This window comes from Paraburkholderia kirstenboschensis, assembly GCF_904848585.1.
Lineage (GTDB): Bacteria > Pseudomonadota > Gammaproteobacteria > Burkholderiales > Burkholderiaceae > Paraburkholderia > Paraburkholderia kirstenboschensis.
This window is the reverse complement of the sequence record NZ_CAJHCR010000001.1, coordinates 203,082-222,147: the sequence shown is the minus strand read 5'-3', so window position 1 is coordinate 222,147 and position 19,066 is coordinate 203,082. Positions and strand designations below refer to the sequence as shown.

The 19,066-nt window shown below is 64.2% G+C and carries 16 protein-coding genes; 12 read left to right on the top strand and 4 right to left on the bottom strand.

Annotation, left to right across the window (positions count from 1 at the left end; all coding sequences use genetic code 11):
• Positions 1-129 precede the first annotated feature (129 nt).
• From JMY24_RS01020 to JMY24_RS01000, 5 genes are all read left to right on the top strand, one after another.
• Entirely contained in the window at positions 130-1,803 is a 1,674-nt protein-coding gene (locus JMY24_RS01020; protein ID WP_128595726.1) for an ABC transporter substrate-binding protein, read from the top strand.
• Between the two features lie 41 nt (positions 1,804-1,844).
• Entirely contained in the window at positions 1,845-2,852 is a 1,008-nt protein-coding gene (locus JMY24_RS01015) for an ABC transporter permease (RefSeq protein WP_201701306.1), read from the top strand.
• Positions 2,849-3,718, top strand: coding sequence for an ABC transporter permease (locus tag JMY24_RS01010; RefSeq protein ID WP_128595727.1), 870 nt, complete (start codon positions 2,849-2,851; stop codon positions 3,716-3,718). Before JMY24_RS01015 ends, JMY24_RS01010 begins: the two co-directional genes overlap by 4 nt.
• Positions 3,715-5,916 (top strand): ABC transporter ATP-binding protein, encoded by a 2,202-nt coding sequence (locus JMY24_RS01005; RefSeq protein WP_201701305.1) that lies wholly within the window; start codon positions 3,715-3,717, stop codon positions 5,914-5,916. The genes JMY24_RS01010 and JMY24_RS01005 overlap by 4 nt, the downstream gene beginning before the upstream one ends.
• Before the next feature lie 246 nt (positions 5,917-6,162).
• Positions 6,163-6,633, top strand: a complete 471-nt coding sequence (locus tag JMY24_RS01000) for a hypothetical protein (protein WP_128595728.1) — start codon at positions 6,163-6,165, stop codon at positions 6,631-6,633.
• A 161-nt stretch (positions 6,634-6,794) separates the two neighbouring features.
• On the opposite strand, the gene JMY24_RS00995 is transcribed toward JMY24_RS01000, so the two are convergent.
• Positions 6,795-7,640 carry an aldo/keto reductase gene (locus JMY24_RS00995; RefSeq protein WP_128595729.1) on the bottom strand — a complete coding sequence of 282 codons (846 nt, stop codon included), beginning with the start codon at positions 7,638-7,640 and terminating at the stop codon, positions 6,795-6,797.
• Positions 7,641-7,847: 207 nt separating this feature from the next.
• Between JMY24_RS00995 and JMY24_RS00990 the strand changes: the two genes are divergently transcribed.
• Complete coding sequence (locus JMY24_RS00990) at positions 7,848-8,594, top strand: GntR family transcriptional regulator (protein ID WP_128590219.1); 747 nt, start codon at positions 7,848-7,850, stop codon at positions 8,592-8,594.
• A 42-nt stretch (positions 8,595-8,636) separates the two neighbouring features.
• On the opposite strand, the gene JMY24_RS00985 is transcribed toward JMY24_RS00990, so the two are convergent.
• A complete protein-coding gene (locus tag JMY24_RS00985) occupies positions 8,637-10,055 on the bottom strand; it encodes a CoA transferase (RefSeq protein ID WP_128595730.1) in 1,419 nt (472 codons plus the stop codon).
• Positions 10,056-10,182: 127 nt separating this feature from the next.
• On the opposite strand from JMY24_RS00985, the gene JMY24_RS00980 reads away from it, so the two are divergent.
• Positions 10,183-11,412, top strand: a complete 1,230-nt coding sequence (locus JMY24_RS00980) for a citrate/2-methylcitrate synthase (protein WP_201701304.1) — start codon at positions 10,183-10,185, stop codon at positions 11,410-11,412.
• A 60-nt stretch (positions 11,413-11,472) separates the two neighbouring features.
• On the opposite strand, the gene JMY24_RS00975 is transcribed toward JMY24_RS00980, so the two are convergent.
• Positions 11,473-11,778 carry a DUF2917 domain-containing protein gene (locus tag JMY24_RS00975; RefSeq protein ID WP_128592462.1) on the bottom strand — a complete coding sequence of 102 codons (306 nt, stop codon included), beginning with the start codon at positions 11,776-11,778 and terminating at the stop codon, positions 11,473-11,475.
• Positions 11,779-11,948: 170 nt separating this feature from the next.
• On the opposite strand from JMY24_RS00975, the gene JMY24_RS00970 reads away from it, so the two are divergent.
• The 4 genes from JMY24_RS00970 (at position 11,949) to JMY24_RS00955 (ending at position 17,033) form a co-directional block, all read left to right on the top strand.
• Entirely contained in the window at positions 11,949-13,361 is a 1,413-nt protein-coding gene (locus JMY24_RS00970; RefSeq protein ID WP_201701303.1) for an aminotransferase-like domain-containing protein, read from the top strand.
• 384 nt (positions 13,362-13,745) lie between these two features.
• Positions 13,746-15,206, top strand: a complete 1,461-nt coding sequence (gene mdtD, locus JMY24_RS00965; protein WP_128595732.1) for a multidrug transporter subunit MdtD — start codon at positions 13,746-13,748, stop codon at positions 15,204-15,206.
• A gap of 15 nt (positions 15,207-15,221) precedes the next feature.
• Positions 15,222-15,518, top strand: coding sequence for a pentapeptide repeat-containing protein (locus JMY24_RS39550; protein ID WP_413231214.1), 297 nt, complete (start codon positions 15,222-15,224; stop codon positions 15,516-15,518).
• A 240-nt stretch (positions 15,519-15,758) separates the two neighbouring features.
• Positions 15,759-17,033: an EAL domain-containing protein gene (locus JMY24_RS00955; protein WP_128595733.1), complete on the top strand. Its 1,275-nt coding sequence runs from the start codon at positions 15,759-15,761 to the stop codon at positions 17,031-17,033.
• On the opposite strand, the gene JMY24_RS00950 is transcribed toward JMY24_RS00955, so the two are convergent.
• Positions 16,989-18,176 (bottom strand): sigma-70 family RNA polymerase sigma factor, encoded by a 1,188-nt coding sequence (locus tag JMY24_RS00950; RefSeq protein WP_128595734.1) that lies wholly within the window; start codon positions 18,174-18,176, stop codon positions 16,989-16,991. The genes JMY24_RS00955 and JMY24_RS00950 overlap by 45 nt on opposite strands.
• Before the next feature lie 200 nt (positions 18,177-18,376).
• Here JMY24_RS00950 and clpP point away from each other — a divergent pair, with 200 nt between their 5' ends.
• Positions 18,377-19,036: an ATP-dependent Clp endopeptidase proteolytic subunit ClpP gene (gene clpP / locus JMY24_RS00945; RefSeq protein ID WP_128595735.1), complete on the top strand. Its 660-nt coding sequence runs from the start codon at positions 18,377-18,379 to the stop codon at positions 19,034-19,036.
• Positions 19,037-19,066: the final 30 nt, after the last annotated feature.

Here is a 19,066-nt window from a genome sequence, read left to right as displayed (position 1 = left end):
TATCGTCACAAGCATCGCCACAAGCATCGCCACAAGCATCGCCGCAATCGCGCCGCCTCGCAGTCTGCCTGGCGCGCATCCGGCGCGGCTTCTCAGAACCGGCAACCGAACGGACTGGACATTCCATCGATGAAGACTCCCGCTGACCGATTCCCCGCTCTCGACCTCGCCCGCAGCACCGCCGACGCGTACGGCAACCATGCAATCGACGAGTTTCTCGCCGGCCGCATCACTCGCCGCGATCTGCTGCGCTATGCGAGCGTGATCGGTTTGTCGCTCGTTGGCGGCGGCGTGCTGAATGCACCGGGAGCGCGGGCACAAGGTCAGGCGGGCGCAGGTGTTCCTTCGAACCAGACGATTCGCGTCGCGCATCTGACGCCTGCAGGCGCCGTCGACCCGCTGACCGTGACCGATGCCGCGAGCCTCGCGCTGCTGAACCAGACCGGCGAATTCCTGATCGACGACGACGGCGAAAAGCTCATGCTGAAGCCGGCCCTTGCGCTGTCCTGGAAGCCGAATGACAAGGGCGACGTGTGGACGTTCAAGCTGCGCGAGAACGTCAAATTCCACGACGGCCAACCCTTCACAGCCAAAGACGTGGTCGCGACATTCGACCGTCTCGCCGACCCTGCGAGCGGCTCGGCGGCGCTCTCGGTATTGAAGGGCGTGCTGTCCAAAGGCGGCGCGAAGGTGGTTGACGAGCACACCGTCGCGTTCCATCTCGACGCGCCGAACGGCAATTTCCCGTACTACGTTTCCTCGGACAATTACAACGCCGTGATCTTGCCCGCGAATTACGCGGGCGGTTATGAAAAGAGCTTCATCGGTACCGGTCCGTTCAGGTTCGAGAAGTATCAGCCGAAGGTCGGCGCATCGTTCGTGCGCAACCCCGATTACTGGGGCGAAAAAGCGTTACCGCAACGCGTACAGTTTTCCTTCTACGCGGACCAGCAGGCGCAACTGCTCGCATTGCAAGGCCATCAGGCCGACGTGATGGGCACCTTCACCGTGCAAGGCGGCGCGGCCATTCTGAACAATCCCGACTACAAGGCAATCGGCGTGAAGTCGAGCGCGCATCGGCAGATTCACATGCGCAACGACAACCCGCTCTTCAAGGACAAACGCGTGCGTCAGGCGCTTGCGCTATCGATCGATCGCGAAGTGCTGGTGCGCGGCCTCTTCAAGGGTCGCGCGCAACTCGGCAACGACAGTCCCTTTGCGCCGGTGTTTCCGTCGTCCGATGCTGGTGTCGCGCAGCGCAAAATCGACGTGGCGAAAGCGAAGCAACTGCTCGCGCAAGCGGGCGTGCCCAACGGTTTCGACGTGACGCTGACCACCGAAAAGTACATGGAGATTCCCGATCTCGCGGTCGTCGTGCAGAACGCGGCGAAGGCGATCGGCGTGCGTATCAATCTGAAGGTGGAGAGCCAGTCGCTGTATTACGGCGCGGGCACGCCGGGCAAATCCGACTGGCTCGACTCGCCGCTCGGCATCACCGACTACGGTCATCGCGGCGTGCCGAACGTGTTTCTCAATGCGCCGCTCACGAGCAGCGGCACGTGGAATGCCGCGCACTTCAAGAACCCGCAATACGATCAACTGGTCGCGCAATTCGTCGCGGCCATCGACCTCGCATCGCAGAAGAAAATCTCCGGCCAGATCCAGACGCTGCTGCTCGACGAGACGCCGATCATCATTCCGTTCTTCTACGATCAGCTGATCGCTATGCGCAAGGGCCTGAACGGCGTGCGCTTCACCGCGCTCGCGCAGCTCTATTTCGACCGCGCGGTGTTGAGCGCGTAAGCGTCTCACATCGGCGCGCAATTCTTCGGCAAGCGTTCACGATGTCGACCACAGTGAGTCCTCCCGCCTCGGCCCCGAACGGCAACGCCGGGCGCGTCGTGCGTTTTCTTGCAACGCGCGTCGGGCTGTCGCTGATCACGCTATGGCTGTTGTCCGTGATCGTGTTCGCGGGCGGACAATTGTTGCCCGGCGATATCGGTCGCGCGGTGCTGGGGCCGCTCGCCGACGCGCGTGCGGTTGCGGCGCTCAATCATCAACTCGGCGCCGACCGTCCGCTGATGACGCAATACGTCGAGTGGATTTCGCATTTCGTGCGCGGCGACATGGGGCTTTCGTACGCTTATCGCGAGCCGGTGCGACCGTTTATCGCCGACGCACTTGCGCATTCCGCGAAGCTCGGCCTGCTCGCGTTCATTGTCGTGGTGCCGCTGGGGATTGCGGGTGGCGTGTGGTCCGCAATGCATGCGGGACGCTGGCTGGATCGCACGATCAGCATTGCGGGTTTGTCGGCGACCGTGGTGCCGGAATTCGTGTCGTCGATCGTGCTGATTCTCGTGTTCGGCGTGTGGCTGCGCTGGCTGCCTATCGAAGCTTCGTATCCGCCCGACGCCGGCGCGCTCGAACAACTGCGTCATCTGATCCTGCCGGTGCTGCCACTCGTACTCGTGTTCTTCGGCTACATCGCGCGGATGGCGCGCGCCGGCACCGTCGAAGCGCTCGACGCCGACTACACGCGCACCGCGATCCTCAAGGGCTTGCCGCGTCACACCGTGATCTGGCGGCACGTGTTGCGCAACGCGCTGCTGCCGACCATCACCGTGGCCGCAACCCAACTCGGCTACATGATTGGGGGGCTCGTGGTGGTCGAGACGCTGTTCCACTATCAGGGCATCGGCTCGCTGATCTACAACGCCGCCAAGGCGAAGGACTTTCCGATGCTGGAGGCAGGCGTACTGACCATCGGCGTGGTGTACACCGTTGCCAATCTCGTTGCGGATGCGTTGCATGTGCTGCTCAATCCGCGCCTTCGCGTAAGGAGCGCCGAATGAGCACCATTGTTCCGCCGGCCGCGTCGCGCGCCGCCAGCGAGCCGCGCTTCGATCAGTTGCGTGTGCTGCTGCGCTCGCCGACATTCGTGGTGGGCCTGCTCATCGTCGTGTGGTGGATCGTGTGCGCGATAGCCGGGCAATGGTTCGTGCCTGTCGATCCGTATGCGTCCGACCCGCTCAATTCGCTCATGCCGCCCGACCGCGCGCACTGGTTCGGCACCGATCAATTGGGCCGCGATGTGTTCTCACGCGTGATCGTCGGCGCGCGCGACATTCTCACGATTGCGCCGCTCGCCACACTGCTCGGCACGGTGGCGGGTACGGCGCTAGGTCTCGTCGTCGGTTACTTCGACGGTTGGGTCGATAACGTGATGGGCCGCGCGATCGACGCGGTACTTGCGCTGCCGCTCGTGATCGTCGCGCTGCTCGCGCTTGCTGCGGTGGGCGCGTCGAACTTCACCGTGATACTCGTGATCGGCATCACGTTCACGCCGATTACCGCGCGCACCGTGCGCGCCGCCGTGTTCGCCGAGCGGCATCTCGACTACGTTGCCGCCGCGCAACTGCGGGGCGAACGCGCGCCGTACATCATGTTCGCGGAAATTCTGCCGAACGTGCTGCCGCCGATCATCGTCGAGGCGACGGTGCGGCTCGGTTATGCGATCTTCGCGGTAGCCACCCTATCGTTTCTTGGCTTCGGCATTCAGCCGCCCTCGGCCGACTGGGGCCTCGCGCTTTCCGAGTCGTACACGCTGATGGCGGGCGGCGCGTGGTGGACCGTCGTATTCGCGGCCGGCGCAATTGCCACGCTGGTCGTAGGTGTGAATCTCATCGCCGACGGCGTACAAGGCGTGCTCGACCGATGAACGGACCTCCGCCCTCCTCGTTCCCCGCCTTCGACGTGTCGAAGAGCGACCGCACGGATGCGCTGACCGTCGTAGGCTTGACGGTCACATACCGGATGCGCGGTCGCGATCGCGAAGTGTTGCAGGACGTGTCGTTTCGTGTGCGGCGCGGCGAAGCCTACGGGCTCGTCGGCGAATCGGGCTGCGGCAAGTCGACGGTCGCGATGGCGGCGCTGCGCTATCTGCCGCGCAACGGCAAGGTGAAGGCGGGCAAGATCGTCATCGCCGGCGCCGATGTCAACAAGCTCGACGCCGACGCTTTGCGCATGATGCGCGCCAACACCATTTCAATGGTCTATCAAGACCCGGGGCGCGCGCTGAATCCGTCGTTGACCATCGCGCGGCAAGTGTCCGAAGCGTTCGAAGCCGCCGGCGTTGCGCCCGGTGAAGCATTGCAACGCTCGCTCGAGATGCTGCAGCGCGTGCGCATTGCATCGCCTGAACGGGTGATGGACAGCTATCCTCATCAATTGTCGGGCGGCATGCAGCAGCGCGTGGTGATCGCGATGGCGCTCGCGTCGAACCCGGCGCTGCTGATTCTCGATGAGCCGACCACCGGGCTCGACGCCACCGTAGAAGCGGAAGTGCTCGACCTGATCGCGCAACTGCGCGCGGAACTCGGCACCGCCGTGCTGTTCATCAGTCACAACCTCGCGGTGATCGGGCGCATGTGCGAGCGCGTCGGCGTGCTTTACGCGGGCAAGCTCGTCGAGGAAGGCGCGACGCAAGACGTTTTCACGCGGCCGCGTCATCCGTACACCGTGGGTCTGTTGCGCTGTCTGCCCACCACGGGCCGCAGCAAGGATACCGAGCGGCTCGATACCATTGCGGGCGGCCTGCCCTCGCCGGGCTCGGTGACGCAAGGCTGCATTTATGCGGAGCGCTGCCGTCTCGCCGACGACCGTTGCCGCCGCGAAGCCCCGCCGCCGTACCGCGTGAGCGCGGCGCATGGCGATCAGATGTCGCGCTGTCACTATCACGAGCGCGCCGTCGAGTTGCCGCGCGCGCTCGCGCAAACATTGCCCGAGCATAGCCTTGCGGCTGCAGACGACGATCCGCGAGAACTCGTCTTGCGCGCCGAGAATCTATCGAAGACTTTCCATGTGTCCGGCACAGCGCTGCGCGCCGTCGACAAGGTTTCGCTCGAACTCGCGGCCGGCGAAACCTTGGGGCTCGTCGGCGAATCGGGCAGCGGCAAGACGACGCTCGCGAAACTGATGCTCGGCCTTCTGACGCCGGACGCGGGCAGCGTGCTCGAACTGGACGGCGCGCCGCTCGCCGCACGCGTCACACGGCGCAACGACGAGCAGGTCAAGTCGTTGCAGATCGTGTTTCAGAACCCGGACTCGGCGCTTAACCGCGCGCATTCCGTGAAGCGGCTGATCGGCCGCGCGTTGTCACGCCTCGCCGCATTGCGCGGTGCCGCCATCGACGAGCGGCTTGCGACGTTGACGGCCGCCGTGCGTTTGCCGGAGCGCTATCTCGGCTCGCGCACACGCCAGCTTTCCGGCGGACTCAAGCAACGCGTGGCAATTGCCCGCGCGTTTGCCGGCGAGCCGCGCGTGGTGGTGTGCGACGAACCGACTTCCGCGCTCGACGTCTCCGTGCAGGCGGCGATCCTCAATCTGCTTGCCGATCTGCAGCGCGAACGTGGCGTCAGCTACGTGTTCATCTCGCACGATCTGCATGTCGTACGGTATTTGTCCGATCGCATCGCCGTGCTCTATCTCGGCAGACTGCTGGAGATCGGACCGGCCGCGGCGGTATTCGGCGGACCACAGCATCCTTATACGGAAGCGCTGCTGTCTTCCGTGCCGACACTCGAAGGCCACGCGAGCGCGGCCCGCATCCGCCTGTCGGGTGACCTGCCGAGCGCCGCGTCGCCGCCGTCCGGCTGCGTGTTTCATACGCGTTGTCCACGCAAGCTCGGCGCGATCTGCGAACAGCAAGACCCGCCATTTGCAGATGCGGCCGATTCAGCCGATTCACCCGATTCAGCCCGCGAGGCCACAAACGGCATGGGTCGCAAGCATCTGATCCGCTGCCACATTCCCGCCGAGGAACTGCGTGCATTGCAAACCGCGTCGCGCGATGAAGCGAGCGACGTTGCTCGTGACAAGCCCGCGAGTCCCGCCAACGGTGCCAGGCGCGACTCATAGCGCCACCTCACAAACGTTGCTTGCGGCCCGGCTGCTGCCCACTGTTGAAGCTCACGCATTGCGGCTTTCTGCGTCTGCTTCTGAAGTAACGCACCGCGGCGAATGCGCTAATGCCGCTTCCGCTTTATCGCATGCATGCGGGCACGCGCGACAACTGCCGCAATCCAGCGCGGCGCGTACGCCCGGAACCAAAGCGCGGCAATTGCCTCATATCAGATTCAACGTTCGATATGAGGGCACCACAACATGCAACATAACGTCCGCTACTCCGCGGCACGCACGGTCGCCGGCCTCGCAGCGGCAGCTGCTCTGAGCTTCGCCTCGCTCGCCGATGCGCAAACCGGCGCGCAAAGCCCGGCACCTACGGCGCAGCCGTTGTCGCAAGCCGCGCCGCCTGTGGACCCCAGCTTCTCCGCATACTCGCTCGCGCAAACCTGCAAGCAGAAGAACGACAACGTCGCGCACGGTCAATGCGTGGGCGCGATCCGCGGCATCATCCACGGTTATCAGTACGGCGTGCTGTTCCTCGGCCAGCGGGCGTCGTTGCCGGCCAACGAAACACAGCGCGTGTCGCTGTGTCTGCGCAATACACCGGTTTCTTCGATCGTCGACGAATTCGTCGGGGACGCGGGCCAGGTCAACGAAGAATCGCTCAAGCACACGCCCGCCGAAGTCGCGGTGCTCGGCTCTGTGCACATGCACCACAGTTGCAATTGACGAAGACGTGCGGCACCTGAGCGGCACCGAGTCGCGCCGCCGTGCATGGCGTGACGATTTCCCGTTGCGACTTCGCGTCCGTGGTACGCGGCGCGCCACGAATGCCCAGAACGGCGCCGGGCGCTCACTGTCGCGCGATACCTCTGCGGCGCGCGCCAGGCTCAGAGCATTTCGAGCGGGCGCTTGCCGCGCGGCGGCTTGAAATAGCTGTCGATGGCGGCGAGTTCCTGAGCCTCGAGCCGCAACTGCAGCGCACGGTGGTTGTCGCGCACGTGCTCGACGCGGCCCGTCTTTGGAATGGCGCACACGCCCGGCTGCTGAAGCACCCACGCGAGCGCCACCTGAAACACGGAGACGCCGCGCGCGGCGGCGATGTCGTCGAGCGGCGAGCGCTTCGGCAGACGCGCGTGATCGACGGGACTGTAGGCCATGGCTGGCATATTGCGTTCGGCGAGCCACGGCAGTAGATCGAACTCGGGCCCGCGCCGCGCGACGTTGTAGAGAATCTGGTTCGTCGCGCACGCTGCGCCGCCGGGCGTGGCAATGAGTTCTTCCATGTCCTCGGTATCGAAGTTGCTCACGCCCCAGTGGCGGATCTTCCCCGCGTCGCGTAGCGCTTCGAAGCCGGCGACCGTTTCTTCGAGCGGTATAGAACCGCGCCAATGCAGCAGATACAGATCGAGCCGATCGGTCTTCAGACGTTTGAGGCTCTGCTCGCAAGCAGCGATCACACCGCGCCGGCTCGCATTATGCGGATACACCTTGCTGACGAGGAACACCTGATCGCGCAGCCCCGCGAGCGCTTCGCCCAGCAGCGATTCGGTCGCGCCGTCGCCATACATTTCCGCGGTATCGATCAGCGTCATGCCAAGCTCGACGCCTGAGCGAATCGCGTCGATCTCGGCCGCGCGGCGCGCCGGCTGCTCGCCCATTTCCCACGTGCCTTGCCCGAGTTTGGGGATGCGCTCGCCGTCGGGCAGGCTCACGCTTGCGATATCGGTCGTCATTCTGACTCCTGAAGTGACTGACTGTGGACTGTGGCCGGATGTGTGACCACGCGCCGGCGCAAAACCGATGCACGGCGGCGCTGCAAGAAAGCGTATCGACGAGTTTAGCCGCTGCAAGACCATCCGACAGGCCATCAGGCAAAAGCCCGCTATAACGTAGCGCGCCGATGTCTTAGAATTGCTCCTCGCCCTTCTAGCGTAAGCCCCATGACCTCTGCCTCGGAAGACCGCTGGCGCGACCTGCGCCCGGACCCGGAAAACGACACACCGCTTTATCTGCAACTTGCCCGCAAGCTCGGCACGGCCATTCACGAGAACCGCTGGAACGCCGGCGAGGCACTGCCGTCGGAGCGCGTGCTTTCGGAGGCGCTCGGCGTCTCGCGAATCACTTCACGCAAGGCTATCGCGCTACTCGTCGAGCAGGGATTGATTCGACGCACGCAAGGCGCCGGCAGTTTCATCACACCACGCTATGAAGATCCGCTGTCGCGTCTGTCGAGCTTCAGCGAAATGTTGCGGCGGCGAGGCTTTACGCCGAGTTCGAAGTGGCTGTCGCGCGAGATTCAGCCGGCCAATCGCGAAGAAGTGATCCAACTCGGGCTTTCGCCGGCTGCGGCCGTGACGCGTCTGCGGCGCTTGCGTCTCGCCGACGGCATTGTGATGGCGGTCGAGAACTCCACCTTCCCCGCTGCGGTGATTCCCGATCCGCAGGCAATTGGCGATTCGCTGTACACCTATCTGGAGAACCGCGGACTGACGATCGTCCGCGCGCTGCAGCATTTCCGCGCGGTGAATGCGAGCGAGGAAATCGCGCAGCAAATGAGCATCGCGCCGAACGAAGCGCTGCTGCTGATTACGCGCGTCGGCTACACGGCCGACCAGCGCGCTATCGAATTGACCGATACGTACTGCCGCAACGACTACTACGATTTCGTCGCGGAGCTGCGCAAATAGGCGGACCTGGCAGGGCCGGTCCGATGCAGCGAAGTGGCTCCGTTAAAGCCACTTCGCGTCATGCGCGCCGATACGCGATGGCGGCAGCGCAAGGAAAGCCGGCGTCTCTTCCAGTTGTTCGGCCGGTTGCACGGCTTGTACGCGACCGAATTCCGAATCGACCGTGACAAGGCAATCGCGCACGTCATCGAGCGAAACATCGGGTGCTTGCCACCCGTCGGCAATCTCGCCGAACGATTGCAGCCACCGGCCTGTCTGCGCGAGCGAAACTTTGACGTGCCAGCTTCCGCCTTCGGTGGCGCGCCGGGCCAACGCAGCCATGGCACCGAAAGCGGCGAGATAGCCAGTCGCGTGGTCGAGCGCCTGACACGGCAGATGTCTCGGCTCGGGCGATCCGGCCGCGCGCTGCTCGGTCATCGCTATGCCGCTCGCGGACTGCACGAGACTATCGAAACCGCGCCGTGAGGCCCATGGTCCTTCGTATCCATACGCGCATACCGATACATAGACGATGCCGGGCCGCAAGCGCGCCACGTCCTCGGGGCCGAATCCGCGCGCGGCCAGTGCTCCAGGCCGATACGCCTGCAGAAAGACGTCGGCGTCGCGCGTCAGACCACGCAGAGTCTCGCGTCCCGCCGCGTCGCGCAGATCGACCACAGCCGAGCGTTTGCCGCGCCCGTTGTCGATGACGAGCGGCGCAATGTTCGGCAGATGCGGCCCGTTGATCATCAGCACCTGAGCGCCATGCTGCGCGAGCGCTCGCCCGGCCACCGGTCCCGCGATGATGCGCGACAGGTCTAGCACCCGCACGCCGGAGAGCGGCCGGTTCCCAATATTGCGCGATAGCGGCTCGAACGGCGGCTGGGGCTTGGGCAGTGCCGGGGGCGCATCGCCGATCCGCTCTATTTCAAAGAGCGGCACACCCGCGATTGCTTTCGCCTGGTCGAGCGCGGCCCATTCGCCGGGCGTGCGGATCAGCGCGGCGCATAGGCCCGCATCGGCGAGAGTCTGATCGAGCGTGGCGCCCTCCCAGCCGCGAATTGCCGCCGCGACCGCGGCGCGATCGTTCTGGCAACCGAGCACCTTCAACACACCGTTCAGGTGATGCGCGAAATTCGTATGGAGCTGGATCCAGCGGCCATCTCCCGTCTCGTAGAAACCCGTCACCGGATCGCGCAGCGCGGGCGGCGGCCCGTCGTCGACGCGCAGGTAACGTTCGCTACGGAACGAAGCCAGCGCGCGCCGCATGTCCACTGTTACGCGCTGCCCGTGCCTCGTGCGCAACCGATGGTATTCAGCCGCCGCCAACCCCGTGGCCGCGATGGTCGCGGACGCCAGAGCGCCGACGCGAAACACCGACGGCAAGCCCGGCTCCGAGCCGGTGAAATGCACGGAACGGAGCGCGGCTGGCTCGCAGTTCGCAAGGGTCCAGATGTGGTCGAGCGCAAGTTCAGGCGTCATGTCGTTCACATTCGAGTAACGAGGATGCGATCGAGTCTAGAATCGCGCCTTGCGTTAATCAATCTTGATTATGATAATCAACATATATTGATTTCTTTGGTTAACCTCCAATTTGCCGCGCATTCCAATGCCTTTGTCCGACTCGTTGACCGCCCGCGAAGCCGCCGCCGAACTCGGCATCAGCCTCGCCACGCTTTATGCGTATGTGAGCCGCGGCTTGCTGAACTCGTCGCCGCACACACAAGGCAAGCATCGCCGCTACGACGCGCGCGAAGTGCGGCGGCTCGCGCGACGCAAGGAAGACGGCAAACGCGCGGGCAAAGTCGCGCAGAAAGTGTTGGACTGGGGCGTGCCGGTGCTCGAATCTTCGATCACGCTGGTCGCGCAGGGCCGCCTGCTGTATCGCGGGCACGATGCGACGGCGCTCGCGCGCACCGAATCGCTCGAAGACGTCGCCGCGTTGCTATGGGAGTGCAGCGCGGCGCGCATTGCCGACGCGCCAGCCGTTCCGATCGCCGCTGCTCAATGGGCCGCGTGGCTGAAGCTGTGGGGCGACAGTACGCCGCTCGATCGCGCGCTGGTGCTGCTGCCTGCGGCCGCGGCGCAAATGCCGCGGGTCTGGGCGCTCGGTCGCGATGCGCAGTTGGACAGCGCCTGCGCCGTGACGCGGCTGCTGGCCGCCGCCATGATCTCGGCGGCGCCGTCGAATGCGCCGCTGCATCGGCAACTGGCATCGGCCTGGCAGGTGCGCAGCCGCCAGCAAGCGGGGCTGCTGCGCGCTGCGCTTGTTGCGTGCGCGGATCACGAACTGAACGCGTCGACGTTCACGGTTCGCTGCATCACGTCGACGGGCACTCATCTGTTCGGCGCGGTCTCGGGCGGTCTCGCCGCGCTTGCGGGCCCGCGTCACGGCGGAGAAACCGTGCGCATTGCCGCACTATTGGACGAAGCTTCGCGCGCCGCCGACCTCGATCGTTACCTGGCTACCCGTTTGTCGCGTCACGAGCACGGCACGCAAGGGCCGGTGCTGTCGGGCTTCGGGCATCCGCTTTATCCGGAAGGCGACCCGCGCGCCCGGCTGCTGCTGGAGTTGCTGCAAGACTGTGCGCCGGCCCGCTCGCCGCTCCCTCAGGTGCTGGCGCTGGCGCGAGCGGTGCGCGATACGACCGGCGCGGAGCCGACCGTCGACTTCGCGCTTGCAGCCATCGAGCGTGTGCTCGGCTTGCCGGCGAGCGCCGCCTTCACGCTCTTCGCAGTGGGGCGAGTGGTCGGATGGATCGCGCACGCAATGGAACAGGCGCGCGACGGCAGGCTGATCCGGCCGCGGGCGCGCTATGTTGGGGAGCTCGAGGCGTGAGCCGGCGGGCAACCGCCCGTCGCGCCGGCACTTCCGCCGGCACTCCCGTCGGTACTCTTGTCACGCAGCGCCAAGCCAGCGCGGCAGCCAGTTCGGTGCCGGCACGCTGAGCATCGGCTTCATGGTTCCGCGTTCCGATCCGCTTGCGAGCGCGAAACGCGCGCCGTCACGCCCCGCGCTGACCCACGCCACAGCCCGGCGCGGGAGTTCGATAGATTCACCCGTGGCGAGCCAGTAGTCCTCGCTGTCGCCTTCGACCGTCAGCCAGATCTCACCCGAGATCACTTTGAAGGTGGACGGGCGCGCGACATGCCAGGCCGCGGCAGGCTCATCATGTTCCAGTTCGAAAATCCGCACTTCACGCATTGCCGTTCTCCTTCAAAGGGCTTTTCTGTTGTACCGATTATTGACGTGCGATGATCGAATACCCATGCACAGTTCCGAACACTTTCATCGGAACTGTGCAGCTGAAAAACCGAACAGTTGACGCGCGACGGCTCCGTTGACCCGCACAACGCGTTCGGGAAGGAAACGATATGCGACTCGAAATTCAGCTCGACCGAGACAATGGTGTGCCGCTGACCGAGCAGATCGTCGCGGGCGTGACCGCGTGGATCCGCTCGCGCACCGCGCATCCCGGCTCGAAATTGCCGTCGATCCGCCAGTTCGCAGCCGACTATGGCGTGAGCCGCTTTCCGGTGATCGAGGCCTATGACCGGCTGGTGTCGCTCGGTTACGTCGACTCGCGCCACGGTTCGGGCTTCTACGTGGCCGACCGGCCGCCGGGCGGCGCGCAGTGCGACGGCACGTCGGACCCGCGCCGCGCCGAGGACGAGTCCGACCACCTGCTTCAGCAGTTCAACCATCCCGGCGAAACGCTGAAGCTTGGCAGCGGCTTCATTCCGGAGGCGTGGCGGGACACCGACGGCATCGCCCAGGCGATACGGCACGTGTTGCGAACCGATCCCGCGAGCATGGTCGACTACGCGACGCCGCTCGGCAACCTGAGCTTGCGCGAACATTTGCAGGCACGAATCGCACAACTGGGGATCCGCGCGGACACTTCGCAGATTCTGATTACGAACGGCGCAAGCCAGGCGTTCGATCTGCTGATGCGTTACATGCTGAAGGCGGGCGACACGATCTTCGTCGAGGATCCCGGCTACTACAACCTGTATGGCCTGCTGAAGTTGCACGGCGTCCGGCTGATCGGCATTCCACGCACGCGGAGCGGCCCGGACCTCGACGTCATGCAGGCGCAGTTGAAGCTGCATAGGCCGAAGCTGTTCTTGATCAACACCGTGTTCCACAATCCGACCGGAACAACCGTTGCCCCGCCGGTGGCGTTCCGGCTGCTGCAACTCGCGCGCGAGCACAACTTCACGATTATCGAAGACGATATCTACGCCGACTTTCAGACCGATATCACGGACCGCCTCGCGACCCTCGATCAGTTGGAACACGTGATTTATATCGGCGGACTGTCGAAGACGCTGTCGTCGTCGTTGCGGATTGGCTGTGTGGTGGCGAGCCACGCGATCATCAAGGATCTCGTCGATATCAAGATGCTGACGAGCATCGGCGGGTCGCTCTTTGCAGAGACGGTGACGGCGTCGCTGCTCGAGCGCGGCGCATACCGCAAATATCTCGAGCGACTGCGCCGCCGCATGCGCGATGCTTTGGGCTCGACGATACAAACGCTCGAAGATGCCGGTTGGGAGGTGTTCGAAAAGCCGGTCGGAGGGAAATTTCTGTGGGCTCGCGTGCCGCATGTGGACAACGCTGAGCGGCTGGTGGAGTGCGGTGCGCCCCTGGGCGTGACCGTTGCGCCGGGCAGCTATTTCCGTCCGGGAATGGAGCAGAGCCCGTGGATCCGGATTCACGCCGCGTTCGGAAACGAGCCGAGGGCGCAAGCGTTTTTTCGCGCGGCGGCGGGGTTGCGGGGGTAGGGGTGGGTGGGAGGGGGCTTGGGTTCGTTGGGTTCGCTGGGTTCGCTGGGTTCGCCGGGTTCGTTGGGTTCGTTGGGTTCGTTGGGTTCGTTGGGTTCGCTGGGTTCGCTGGGTTCGCTGGGTTCGCTGGGTTCGCTGGGTTCGCTGGGTTCGCTGGGTTCGTTGGCTCGCTGGTTCGCTGGTTGGTTCGCGGCTGGCCCGTGTGGTCCGCGCCTGACTTCGCGGCCTCACCAAGTTGCATCTACAGCACAAGGCCCGCCGCGCGCATTAGCACCTCGCAACCTGCCTGCCTCGCGCGGCTCCCGGCTATGCCCTTCCTGCGTCGTCGGCTGCTTTTCCCTAGAATAGCGGGTCCCTGCCGCCCTTGCGCCTAGCCGCTACTTCATGTCCACGCCGCCAACTCCGCCCGCCTCGGCAACCGTTGCACCCAGCGCTCCATCCGCCCGCTCGCTCACGGTGATGCTGTGGCTCGTCGCCACCGGCTTTTTCATGCAGACGCTCGATTCGACGATCGTCAACACAGCCCTCCCCGCGATGGCGACGAGCCTCGGCGAACTCCCGCTGCGCATGCAGTCGGTCGTAATCGCCTATTCGCTGACGATGGCCGTGATGATCCCCGTGTCCGGCTGGCTCGCCGACAAACTCGGTACGCGGCGCGTGTTCTTCAGCGCGATCCTGGTCTTCGCGGTCGGCTCGTTGCTGTGCGCGAACGCTCATACGCTGAACCAACTGGTGGTGTTCCGTATCGTGCAAGGCGTGGGCGGCGCAATGCTGCTGCCGGTCGGGCGGCTCGCGGTGTTGCGGACGTTCCCCGCGGAACGCTATCTGCCGGCGCTGTCATTCGTTGCCATCCCCGGACTGATTGGTCCGTTGATCGGTCCGACGCTGGGCGGCTGGCTCGTGAAAATCGCATCGTGGCACTGGATCTTTCTGATCAACGTGCCCGTGGGCGTCGCCGGATGCATCGCCACATTCATATTCATGCCGGATAGCCGTAACGAACAGGTCGGCAAGTTCGACGTCAAAGGCTATCTTCTTCTCGTCGTCGGCATGGTGGCGATTTCGTCCGCGCTCGACGGCCGTACCGAATTCGGCATTCAACACGCGACCGTGCTTGTGCTGCTGATCCTGAGCCTGGCCTGCTTTGTCGCCTACGGTTTGCACGCGGTGCGCGAGCCATCGCCTATTTTTCCGCTCGATCTGTTCAAGATCCACACCTTCAGCGTCGGACTGCTGGGCAATCTGTTCGCGCGGATCGGCAGCGGCGCGATGCCGTATCTGATTCCGTTGCTATTGCAGGTGAGTCTCGGGTATAGCGCGTTCGAAGCCGGCATGATGATGCTGCCCGTCGCGGCTGCGGGCATGGCGTCCAAGCGCCTCGTGACAAAGCTGATCGTCAAGTACAGCTATCGCCGCGTATTGATGACCAACACGATTCTTGTCGGCTTGATGATGGCGAGCTTCTCCCTCACCAGCGCGGGCCAGCCGTTATGGTTGAGGCTCGTGCAACTGGCATTGTTCGGCGCAGTCAACTCGATGCAATTCACCGCGATGAACACCTTGACGCTCAAGGACCTCGGCACTGGCGGCGCAAGCAGCGGCAACAGTTTGTTCTCACTTGTCCAGATGCTGTCGATGAGCCTCGGCGTGACAGTGGCCGGCGCCCTGCTCGCCACATTCACGGGCCTGTTGCCGCGCGTGACAGCCGCTAACTCGCTGCCCGCCTTTCATGCGACTTTCCTTTGCGTTGGCATCATCACCGCAGGTTCGGCGTGGATCTTTGCGCAGCTGTCGCCGGATATCCGGACGCCCGCCAAAAAGACCGATCCCTCTGAGCGCACCTGAGTCTTCAGGGTTCGTATGCGGCGGGTTCGCTTGAGGCGGGTTCGCTTGCGGCGGGTTCGCTTGCGGCGGGTTCGCATGCGGCGGGTTCGCATGCGTTGGGTTCGCATGCGGCGGGTTCGCATGCGTTGGGTTCGCATGCGTTGGGTTCGCTTGCGGCGGGTGGGGTTGGATTGCGTTGGGTTGGGGGCGGCGCGTTGGATGTCTGCTGGGGTCGACCGCTGGTGCCAGTGGAAGACGTTAGCTGTCAGTCTTCGACGGGAGTTCCACCACCTGCCACCGCTTCACGCACAGTTCCTACGGGGCTTTTCCTGAAAGATCGTCGCCGCCAACGTGGGCTCTGCCGCGGGGCGCCGCCCGCACCAGCAAAGTGCGAACTACTGCGAGAGCCCCCGGGTTGGCGCACAATGTTCCCGATCCCTCGTGGCAACGACGCGCGCACGCAGCATCTCTGCACGCGCATAAATCTTGCTCTTCAATCCTGTAAACTTACGTATCCCGCATGCACATCTGCTTCGAGCATGCAATCGCGCCGCCCCTCACACGACTGACATGATGAGCATGATCGAACTCGATCCTCCCGGTTTCCAGCCTCCCCGCCCGATGGCCGGCGACGAAGGCTCCCGGCGCACCGTTCTATACGGCGGCTACACCGTCTTCAGCGTGTTCCAGCCGGTTTTTTCGGTGTCGCACCGGCGCGCAATCGGTTATCACGCATCGCTGCGCGCCCACGACGAGCATGCGTTGCAAGTACCCTCGCACGAGGTCTTCACCCAGGCCGCGCGCCGCGGCGACCTGCTAGAACTGGGTCGGCTGGCGGAATCGCTCCACCTCGGCAACTTCAACGCGTTCGACAGTCACGATGAATGGCTCTTTCTGAGCCTTCACCCGGCCGCACTGATGGACACCAGTTATGGCGACGCACTCCTGGCCGGCCTCAAGGCGTTGGGCTTGCCGCCACAACGCGTGGTCCTGGAAGTGTCCGAACAGGCGGGCGGCGAAACAACCCGTTTTGCGGAGATCATCGACGCACTTCGCAAGTCAGGCTTTCTGATTGCGCTCGATGGCTTTGGCGCCAAGCATTCGAACATTGACCGTGTCTGGAACCTGCGCCCCGACATTGTCACGCTCGATCGCTGCATTCTCGCCCAGGCCAGCGAACATTCGCACATTGAACGCGTGTTGCCCGGCCTCGTCTCACTGCTGCATGAGTCCGGCCAATTAGTGCTGATGGGTGGCCTCACTACCGAACGCGATGCGCTGATCGCTCTCGAATGCAACGTCGACTTCGTGCAGGGCGCCTTCTTTGCGGGTCCGAGCGTCGAGGCGGTCAAGCCGCAAACCGCTGCTGGTTTGATGGACTCGCTCTCGGCAGCGTTGCGCGAGCGCGTTGCAGCGCGTGAGCGCGCGCAGGCTACGCGGCTCGCGCCGTACGTGACTGCGCTCCAAACGGCAGCCGCAGAGCTTGATGCTGGGCGGCCTGCTGCTGAGGCGACCGCTCCGCTGCTGAAGCTCGGCGAAACGGCACGCTGCTTCATTCTCGACGGCTCGGGACGGCAGATCGGCGACAACGTGCTGCCTCCGGGGCGCGCCTCGCAACGCGCCAAACGCTTTCGCCCGCTGTTGCATTCCGAGGGCGCAAGCTGGGAGCGCCGCCCGTATTTCATTCAGGCAATGCGTGTGCCGGGCCAGGTGCATCTAACACCTCCCTATCTTTCGATCAACGAAGCGCATTTGTGTGTGACTGCCTCTATCGCCGCGCATACGCCGAGGGGTACACAAGTGCTATGCGTAGACATCAACTGGGAAGTCGCGGCCCATCGCAATTGACTGCACCGGGTTCCGCGTAATTCGCGCCAGCAACTCAGTGACCGCCGCGCGGCCTAAGACGCGGTTGGCCGCCGCCAGCCGCGCCGCGCTCGTTACCGCGCGCAACGACACGATCTTCTGAGCGCCGCTGGTCGCGCTGCAGACCGGGCCGTGCATCTGCCCGTGTGTCTGACCGTCCATCTGACCATGCCTCTCGCCGCTTGTCCGGCCGTTGTGCGAGCCTTCCGTAGAGACGTCGATCAACGCGACGACCTCGCCTTCGATAAGGAAAGCGATGGACGGCGCTCCGCCCACCGACACCAGTTCGACATGACTCGCCTGCCCTGCCAGCGACGTGACCTTCTCGATCCAATCGCCGAACGTGGAGCCGAGCGTAGATTCTTGCTTGCAGGCAGGTGCTTGGGCGAGGGCCTGTGCCGGTAGTCCCGGCGGGTTTGTTACCGCTTCCGCATCGGCACGCGCGACTAAAGGTGCGGGCGAACGTGCCACCACATTCAGCGGCCCGAACACCGGCTCGTCGCTAACGACTTCCGGCGTGTCGCTAAACAGGTCGAGCATGCTTGCACGGTCTTGCGCCTCCAGCGCGCTGCGCAAACGCTCGACGATCCGCGCGTGCGCCTGCGCATCCGGCCTTTGCAACGGCGCGCCCGCGCGCTGCAAACGAACTCTCGCTCGATGGACAATCTGCCTGCAACTTGCTGGCGTACGCTGCAGGATCTTGCCGATCTCGGCATAGTCACAGTCAAACGCTTCGTGCAGCACGAACGCCGCACGCTCGTCGGGTTTGAGACGCTCCAGCAATAGCATCACGCCATACGACATTTCCGCGGCGCGCAAGGCGAGTTCTTCGGCCGATGGCGCGACTTCGTCGAGCCAAGGCTCCGGCAACCAGCCGGTGGCCTGCGATTCCCGCTCGCGCTGCACATTTCGCAGACGGTCGATCGCCGTGCGCGTGGTCAGTGTGGTGAGCCAGGCGGCCGGCGTCTGCACCTCACGCGTATCGGCAAGATGCCACTTCAGCCAGACGTCCTGCACAATGTCTTCCGCCTCCGCGCGGCTGCCTAGCATGCGGTACGCCAACGCGATGAGACGGGCGCGCACCGCACCGAAGCTGGATGCCTTGTCGTTTTCGTGTTCTGTCATGCCTTGACCTCCAGATCGTGCGTGATGAAAAGCGCGTGCGCTGATATGCAGGATTCTCCAGCGGCACGCCGCAAAAGGCATCCATTGCAGCTTGACGGTTGGGCGGTCCGTTGCGTGACAGGCGCGCCAAAAAATATTTACGTCACGCGGCCGGCAGCGGGATCGTCATAGGGACAGCAGCCCACTTCCGCGAGGCAAAAATGCATTCCAGTTATCCATCCGTCACAGGTCTCGGCCTTGTGCCAACCGTCATAGAGCAGTCCGGTCGCGGTGAGCGCGCCTACGACATCTATTCCCGTTTGTTGCGCGAGCGCATCGTGTTTCTAGTCGGGCCCGTCAATGAGCAGTCGGCCAGTCTCATCGTGGCGCAATTGCTGTTTCTGGAATCCGAGAACCCCGACAAGGATATTTCGTTTTACATCAATTCGCCGGGCGGCTCGGTTTACGACGGCCTCGCAATTTACGACACCATGCAGTTCATCAAGCCCGAAGTGTCGACGTTATGCACCGGCTTTGCTGCAAGCATGGGCACGTTCCTGCTGTGCGCCGGCCAACGCGGGAAGCGGTACGCATTGCCCAACGCGCGCATCATGATTCACCAGCCCTCGGGCGGCAGCCAGGGCACGGCGGCAGACATCGACATTCAGGCGAAGGAAGTACTCTATCTGCGCGCACGCCTGAATGCGATGATGGCCGAACGGACAGGACGAAGCATCGAGGAAATCGCGCGCGACACAGACCGCGACAATTTCATGTCCGCCCTCGCGGCAAAAACCTATGGCCTCGTGGACGAGGTATTGGAAACGCGTGCGGCGCTAGGCCTGTCTCCGGTCGTGCCAGACAGACGCCATGACCTGTAGGCGGCCCGTTGGACTGTGTTGTCCCGACAA

Coding starts and splice junctions, on each gene's coding strand:
- JMY24_RS01020 (WP_128595726.1), top strand. CDS start 130: ATGAAGACTCCCGCTGACCGATTCCCCGCTCTCGACCTCGCCCGCAGC.
- JMY24_RS01015 (WP_201701306.1), top strand. CDS start 1,845: ATGTCGACCACAGTGAGTCCTCCCGCCTCGGCCCCGAACGGCAACGCC.
- JMY24_RS01010 (WP_128595727.1), top strand. CDS start 2,849: ATGAGCACCATTGTTCCGCCGGCCGCGTCGCGCGCCGCCAGCGAGCCG.
- JMY24_RS01005 (WP_201701305.1), top strand. CDS start 3,715: ATGAACGGACCTCCGCCCTCCTCGTTCCCCGCCTTCGACGTGTCGAAG.
- JMY24_RS01000 (WP_128595728.1), top strand. CDS start 6,163: ATGCAACATAACGTCCGCTACTCCGCGGCACGCACGGTCGCCGGCCTC.
- JMY24_RS00995 (WP_128595729.1), bottom strand. CDS start 7,640: ATGACGACCGATATCGCAAGCGTGAGCCTGCCCGACGGCGAGCGCATC.
- JMY24_RS00990 (WP_128590219.1), top strand. CDS start 7,848: ATGACCTCTGCCTCGGAAGACCGCTGGCGCGACCTGCGCCCGGACCCG.
- JMY24_RS00985 (WP_128595730.1), bottom strand. CDS start 10,055: ATGACGCCTGAACTTGCGCTCGACCACATCTGGACCCTTGCGAACTGC.
- JMY24_RS00980 (WP_201701304.1), top strand. CDS start 10,183: ATGCCTTTGTCCGACTCGTTGACCGCCCGCGAAGCCGCCGCCGAACTC.
- JMY24_RS00975 (WP_128592462.1), bottom strand. CDS start 11,778: ATGCGTGAAGTGCGGATTTTCGAACTGGAACATGATGAGCCTGCCGCG.
- JMY24_RS00970 (WP_201701303.1), top strand. CDS start 11,949: ATGCGACTCGAAATTCAGCTCGACCGAGACAATGGTGTGCCGCTGACC.
- mdtD (WP_128595732.1), top strand. CDS start 13,746: ATGTCCACGCCGCCAACTCCGCCCGCCTCGGCAACCGTTGCACCCAGC.
- JMY24_RS39550 (WP_413231214.1), top strand. CDS start 15,222: ATGCGGCGGGTTCGCTTGAGGCGGGTTCGCTTGCGGCGGGTTCGCTTG.
- JMY24_RS00955 (WP_128595733.1), top strand. CDS start 15,759: ATGAGCATGATCGAACTCGATCCTCCCGGTTTCCAGCCTCCCCGCCCG.
- JMY24_RS00950 (WP_128595734.1), bottom strand. CDS start 18,176: ATGACAGAACACGAAAACGACAAGGCATCCAGCTTCGGTGCGGTGCGC.
- clpP (WP_128595735.1), top strand. CDS start 18,377: ATGCATTCCAGTTATCCATCCGTCACAGGTCTCGGCCTTGTGCCAACC.